This is a genomic window from Ralstonia sp. VS2407 (assembly GCF_052950655.1).
The window spans coordinates 1-472 of record NZ_JBRFVG010000241.1 but is presented as its reverse complement, the minus strand read 5'-3'; the positions used below and the strand labels follow the sequence as shown (position 1 = coordinate 472).

Annotated in this window: 1 protein-coding gene; it reads right to left on the bottom strand. The window is 65.5% G+C overall.

Annotation, left to right across the window (positions count from 1 at the left end):
* Positions 1–472: ABC transporter substrate-binding protein (locus ACU8YE_RS24830; RefSeq protein WP_446930196.1), on the bottom strand; the 472-nt coding region annotated here is incomplete at both ends.

The following is a 472-nucleotide window of genomic DNA, read 5'->3' as shown; positions in this document are numbered from 1 at the left end:
CACCACCTGCAAGTCCGGCCGGCGGTTCGCCAGCATCGCCAGCGCCGCCTTCTCGACGGACTGGCCGAACGAGTAGTCCGGATTAAAGATATACACCTTCTTCACCTGCGGCTGCGCCACGAGGTAATCCGACAGCGCGCGCATCTTCATGTCCACGTCCGCATCGAAGCGGAAGTGCCACCAGTTGCACTTGTCGTTGGTGAGGCCTGGATCGACCGCGGCGTAGTTCAGGAACATCACGGACTGGCCCGGCGCACGCCGGTTGCCCTTCGCCACCGCGTCCGACAGCGCGAAGGCCACGGAGGAGCCGTTGCCCTGCGTGACGTAGCGTATGCCGTCATCGACCGCCTTGCGCAGCAGGGTGAGGGATTTCTCCGGACTCACCTCGTTGTCCATCGGCACCAGCTCCAGCCGCCGGCCGGGTCCGGCCGCCTGCGCCGCGTTGATCCGGTCGATGGCGAAGCGAAAATGC